Genomic DNA, 5,311 nt, shown 5'->3' with positions numbered 1-5,311 from the left:
GCTATGCAAAACAGCAACGTTTAGCCATAGCCTCTAGCCTTTCGGATTAAATACCATGATGTTAGCTTTGGGTGGTTTTATCTTTTCCATTGAAACAGCAGCTTATCAAACACTTGACATGTCTTACGGCATTCCATGGGTCGAGCAAGGGCGATTGGGGCGCAAAGCAGCGCTTCAATTGCCTGCCTTTGCAAATGCGGAATTTTCTTTAACCGGTGTAATCTATCCAGATTTCAAAGGTGGTCACAGACAGCTCGAATATTTGCGACAAATGGCACATAATGGTCCTCATATCCTTGTTACCGGTCAAGGCAAAATCTTAGGTAAGTTTGTCATTCTTTCTGTAGAGGAAAAACAAAGCGTTTTTCATCATAATGGCACCCCAAAAAAACAAGAATTTACAATAAAGTTGAGAGAATATGGTGAAGACCTATGAGTGATCTTTACGTAACAAAAGAAGGCGATATGGTTGATGCCATTTGCTGGAGATACTATGCAAAAGGTCAACAAGCCCTTGCTGTTGAACGCGTTTATGCAGCAAATTTGGGTCTTGCAGACTATGGACCCATTTTAAAAGCAGGTATCACGATACTCTTACCAACCCTCCCCTATCCGAAAGCCACACCGGTGATNTGGCAAATGGAGAAGACATCACAAAAACTCTTATGGATTATGTTTTATCAATTGAAATTACCGATGAAGCAGAAAACAAAAGTGATCGTATCACTATAGAGCTTGATGACCGCGCACGTGACAGTGATAACGGCTTTCTTGATATTCCTCTTATCGGGACAGTTATTTCCGTAACACTTGGCTATGAAGGCGGGAAAAACCGCGATATGGGAGCCTATCTGATTGATGAAATCTCTGTAAGCAGCCCCCCACAAAGTTTAAGCGTGACCGGACGCGCCGCCTCTATGAACACCTCTTATAGAACACCCAAAAGCCAATCCTATCATCAACAAACCCTTGGCAACATCATTCAAGAGATAGCAGAGCGTAATGGCTATACGCCAAAGGTTGATCCTTCTCTTGCAAAAATCNAAGAGATAGCAGAGCGCAATGGCTATACACCAAAAGTTGACCCTGCTCTTGCTAAAATTGTTGTGCGTCACATTGATCAAACTTCTGAAAGCGATATGGCTTTTGCCACACGCCTTGCAGAAGACTATGATGCGGTAGCAAAACCCGTTGATGGCAAGCTTGTTTTGGCTAGACGGGGGGAAGGCAAAGCTATCACTGGTGAAACACTCCCCGTTGTTATTATCCATGAAAAACTCTGTACCTCTTGGGATTTTAAATATAGCGCACGGGATGAAGCAGGAGCAGCCAATGGCTTAGCAACAGATGTGGGAGACGACCAAAAAGCCGCTGCTGATGCACGAGAACCAGAAGAGATTGATGATGATGAAAACTTTATCCATATGGATGACAATGACAGAGCACCATCATCATCTGAATCGGAAAAAGCAGAAACAACACCTGAGAAAGAAGAAGAAGACAAAGAGAAGAAAGGCGGTGTTATCGCAAGCTATCATGATATTCGCACTGGTGAAAAAAAAGAAGTCAAAGTTGGTAAAGCACCGTTTCATGAACTCAAATATACCTACCACAATCAATCAGAAGCTGTTGCAGCCATTGCTGCTTATCGCAATAAATCATCACGCGGTAAGTCTTCTTTCTCATGTGATATCGGCGGTGATCCGTTTGTGCAAGCAGAAGCAAAGCTTGTTCAAGAGCCCCCTTTCCGCCCCTATATTCCAGCAGAATGGCGTATCAAAAGTGTTAAGCACAAACTTGATAAAACGGGCGGTTACACCACAAAAATAGAGTGCGAACTTTTTGATGAAGCCCAAGAAGACACAGCTGGAAACGTTGCAAACACAACACCAGACAAGGATGATACCCTTGATCCAAACGCCCCACCTAACGCATGTGATGAAGGCGAAGGCGTTATCCATATGGATGAGGAAGATATCAATTAGCAAAAATGCAAAAAATATCGAAAACCGCTTGACAATGTGGCGACAATATGAATAATCGAATCAGGTGCCTGAAAAACACCTTGATAGCAAGCGGATTGATTGTCGAAATAATCAGTTTTCCGCACATTAAAAGCTTTGACTCATTGTATGTTACACGCATATAATGACTTTGTCGGGTGTAGTTACGCTATACAATACCCTTTTGGGAAAAGCGTAACGACGGACTTGCTACCGTGTTTTTCAGCACCCGGCGCTTTCTAATTAAAGTGTCAATGAAAAACGTCTAAATAGCAAGGAGTTCTCATGAACACTCTTATTCCGATATCGGAACAAACTGTTGGACAGGAAATTGTTCAAACAGTAAATGCACGTAATCTGCACGCATTCTTAGAAGCAAAACGAGACTTTTCCAATTGGATTAAAGACCGTATTATCAAATACAATTTAGAAGAAGGAATAGATTATATTTTAACGCTCGCCAAAACTGGCGAACGTCAAAATGTAGTGTTAAAAGAATATTATCTTACATTAAATGTAGCAAAAGAGCTTTCTATGCTTGAGAATAATAAGAAAGGTAGAGAGGCTCGTTTATACTTTATCAAATGTGAACGACTTTTGAAACAAGTAGTGACACCACAAGTTGACTATTCGAAACCTGAAGCATTACTTGGTGTCTTAAATCACTTACAAAGCCAAATAGAGCAGAAAGATCATGTTATTGCTAAATTAGAACCAAAGGCAAAAGCACTTGATGGTTTAAAGCGCTCTGATGGTCTGTTTGGTCTTATCGAAGCAGCAAAGATGTTGGAGGTACGACCAAAGGATTTAACCGATTATTTGCGTAAACATGATTGGGTGTATCGTCGTGCTCCAGGGGCGCCTCTGTTACCTTATCAGGATAAGATAAAAAAAGGATTCATGGATTGTCCCGCTATCACAATTCAAAGACCAGATGGTACAGAAAAGGTGCTGCCTTCAACGAAAATCACATCTAGAGGATTGGCATGTTTAAGAGAACAAATCCATGGAGGTGTGCAATGAAGATAGATACCAACTTCTTATGCGATTTATGGATAGCATTATCTCAATTTTCTAATGATGAAAATGTGAGCGACAAAGATTGTAGTGCTCTAGTTCAAACTATGAATGCAATAGAAAAGGTTCTAGTTTTAAAGCTTCAAGATGACGTGCCCAATATTACAAAAATCTTGGCAATTTTGACAGATTTTGGAGCTTCAGAACTTCCACATAGCATGGATTCTTTGGTACGCGCTTATGAACCAAATTCCGAGAGCCCCATTAAAAAGGTTGCTTAATTTAAAAAATATGCCCCTCCCCGTTTTCAAAAATGGGGAGGTAGTCAAGATGCTTCTTCTAAAGCCGCTTGTTCCTTACAATTATTTTGGATAGGTGTTAAGCTAATCTGCAAATTTAAAGCACTCAAAACACTAAGAAAAGTAGAAAGGCGTGGATCACCTTTATCGCTTAAAGAAAGATAAAGAGACTCGCGATTTAGTCCTGTCTCTTGAGAAACAGTTGTCATTCCTTGTTTACGCGCAATAATACCTAATACATGTGCAATATAGCCACTATTTTTGGTTTCTAAAGCATCATCTAATAAGATCTTAAAGTCTTCAGGTGTATTAAAATATTCACTTACATCAAATTTAGTAATTTCCATGTTTCATTTCCTTTACTAATTGAAGGGCTTTTTCGATATCTTTTTGTTGTGTGGATTTATCACCAGCATTTAATAACAAAATGATTTGTTTCCCTTGTTTTACAAAATAAATCCTATAGCCTGGTCCATAATTTATTTTTAGTTCACCAATGCCACGGAAATATTTCACGTCTCCTAGAAGCCCATATTCAAGGCGGAAAATACGTGCAGCAATTTTCTTTTGCACTTGTTTGTCTTTTAACGAGTCTAACCACTCTGTAAAATAGTGTGTTTTTTTAACAATAAACATTTGTAGTTTATATGCTACATAATAGATAATGTCAAATACATTCTTTTGTTCCAATGAACAAGCTACATAGGTTTTAACAAGCCATCCTTTCAAATAGGAAAAATATCAATTTTTTAATCCAGCTCTGCTTTTGCGGAGCTTTTTTTATGGAGAAGCATATGCGAAAAATATCATCAGAAGGACTTGCACTTATCAAACAATGGGAAGGTTTGCGTTTGAACGCCTATAAAGATGCCATTGGGATGTGGACAATCGGTTATGGACATACAAACAGTGCTGGAAAACCTTTTATTTACGAAGGCATGACAATCACTGAAAAGCAAGCAGAAGAACTTCTTTGCCAAGACTTAAGACAATTTGAAAATGCTGTTGAACGCGCTGTTACAGTTTCATTAACGGATGAACAATTCGCGGCGTTAGTGTCCTTTTGCTATAATGTAGGAACAGGAGCCTTTTGTAACTCGACACTGTTAAAAAAGCTCAATCAAGGTGAATATGAAGCTGTCCCTGCCGAGCTACAGAAATGGACCAAAGCCGGTGGTAAACGCTTGCAAGGTCTCGCACACCGGCGTGCGGCAGAAACAGGCTTATGGGCGAAAGGGGCTTTTGTTTCCTCCAATTATCAAACAGTAGAAAAGCAAGCACCAACGGGGGTTTTCAAAGCCGAAGCTCTTGCACCGATTATTGGTTCTTTTTCTGGGCTTGGAGGCTTATTAGCAGGAAATGGTCCAGTGCAATGGGCGCTCGCCACTATCATGGTTTTAGCCGCATGTGCTGGCATTTTCTTTGTTGCTAAACGTTTTCAGGAACACCGTTTATGATCTTATGGATGAAAAGAAATCTACTGTTAATAGGCGCGACTCTAGCCGCTTTTTTTATGATTTTAGCAAGAGCTTTTAATCTTGGGAAAAAAGCAGAGCAACAAAAGCAAACAGAAAAAGCTTTAAAAGCAGCCACAACCCGTCTTGAGGTAGAAAATGAAATTAATCAAAAAAGTGATGCTGATGTGCGTACTGCTCTCTCTCATTGGTTGCGGGACAAATAAGTATATCTCTTGTGTTGGTTGGTTACCAATTTATTTAGAGAGGCAAGATGTCAACGTCATCAGTTCCAATTTAGCAAGAGAGATCTTAAAGCATAACAAGCAGGGTGAACGTGTGTGTGGGTGGAAACATGGCTAGGAAAAGAACACAAGACGATACAGAGCTTACAGAAGCAGAAAAAGAAATCCTTCAAGAAATCATCATGACATACAAAAGTATAAAAGTAATGTCTCGTTATACGAAATGGATTGTACTCATTATACTCTTATTAGCGCTTGATTTTTCACGTATTATGGATGCGTTTGTAAGTATT

The 5,311-nt window shown here is 39.8% G+C and carries 10 protein-coding genes and 1 pseudogene; 9 read left to right on the top strand and 2 right to left on the bottom strand.

The genetic code is table 11. The features are described from left to right. Window positions 1-55: 55 nt before the first annotated feature. The 5 genes and pseudogenes from ACFILT_RS04055 (at window position 56) to ACFILT_RS04035 (ending at window position 3,301) form a co-directional block, all read left to right on the top strand. Window positions 56-436: a phage tail protein gene (locus tag ACFILT_RS04055; RefSeq protein WP_375679638.1), complete on the top strand. Its 381-nt coding sequence runs from the start codon at window positions 56-58 to the stop codon at window positions 434-436. Continuing rightward, window positions 433-630, top strand: a pseudogene (locus tag ACFILT_RS04050) (tail protein X); the annotation flags it as partial. The gene ACFILT_RS04055 and the pseudogene ACFILT_RS04050, both read left to right, overlap by 4 nt. 35 nt (window positions 631-665) lie before the next feature. Beyond that, entirely contained in the window at window positions 666-1,985 is a 1,320-nt protein-coding gene (locus ACFILT_RS04045; protein WP_375679637.1) for a late control protein, read from the top strand. Window positions 1,986-2,288: 303 nt separating this feature from the next. Next, window positions 2,289-3,026 carry an antA/AntB antirepressor family protein gene (locus tag ACFILT_RS04040; protein WP_375640503.1) on the top strand — a complete coding sequence of 246 codons (738 nt, stop codon included), beginning with the start codon at window positions 2,289-2,291 and terminating at the stop codon, window positions 3,024-3,026. Next, window positions 3,023-3,301 carry a hypothetical protein gene (locus ACFILT_RS04035; protein WP_375640504.1) on the top strand — a complete coding sequence of 93 codons (279 nt, stop codon included), beginning with the start codon at window positions 3,023-3,025 and terminating at the stop codon, window positions 3,299-3,301. The genes ACFILT_RS04040 and ACFILT_RS04035 overlap by 4 nt, the downstream gene beginning before the upstream one ends. Window positions 3,302-3,345: 44 nt before the next feature. Here the strand turns inward: ACFILT_RS04035 and ACFILT_RS04030 are convergent, their stop codons facing one another. After that, window positions 3,346-3,666, bottom strand: coding sequence for an addiction module antidote protein (locus ACFILT_RS04030; RefSeq protein WP_375679636.1), 321 nt, complete (start codon window positions 3,664-3,666; stop codon window positions 3,346-3,348). Beyond that, window positions 3,653-3,955 carry a type II toxin-antitoxin system RelE/ParE family toxin gene (locus tag ACFILT_RS04025; RefSeq protein ID WP_006589072.1) on the bottom strand — a complete coding sequence of 101 codons (303 nt, stop codon included), beginning with the start codon at window positions 3,953-3,955 and terminating at the stop codon, window positions 3,653-3,655. Before ACFILT_RS04025 ends, ACFILT_RS04030 begins: the two co-directional genes overlap by 14 nt. 158 nt (window positions 3,956-4,113) lie before the next feature. On the opposite strand from ACFILT_RS04025, the gene ACFILT_RS04020 reads away from it, so the two are divergent. The 4 genes from ACFILT_RS04020 to ACFILT_RS04005 form a co-directional block, all read left to right on the top strand. Continuing rightward, a complete protein-coding gene (locus tag ACFILT_RS04020; protein WP_375679635.1) occupies window positions 4,114-4,776 on the top strand; it encodes a lysozyme in 663 nt (220 codons plus the stop codon). Continuing rightward, window positions 4,773-5,000: a hypothetical protein gene (locus ACFILT_RS04015; RefSeq protein WP_375679633.1), complete on the top strand. Its 228-nt coding sequence runs from the start codon at window positions 4,773-4,775 to the stop codon at window positions 4,998-5,000. The genes ACFILT_RS04020 and ACFILT_RS04015 overlap by 4 nt, the downstream gene beginning before the upstream one ends. Beyond that, the gene (locus ACFILT_RS04010; RefSeq protein WP_375679632.1) at window positions 4,933-5,136 is read left to right on the top strand and encodes a hypothetical protein; all 204 of its coding nucleotides are present in this window, start codon (window positions 4,933-4,935) and stop codon (window positions 5,134-5,136) included. Before ACFILT_RS04015 ends, ACFILT_RS04010 begins: the two co-directional genes overlap by 68 nt. After that, window positions 5,129-5,311: hypothetical protein (locus ACFILT_RS04005; protein ID WP_375679631.1), on the top strand; the 183-nt coding region annotated here is incomplete at its 3' end. The genes ACFILT_RS04010 and ACFILT_RS04005, both read left to right, overlap by 8 nt.

This window comes from Bartonella sp. AP7XZML, assembly GCF_042195745.1.
GTDB lineage: Bacteria > Pseudomonadota > Alphaproteobacteria > Rhizobiales > Rhizobiaceae > Bartonella.
This window is presented reverse-complemented; position numbering and strand designations above follow the sequence as displayed.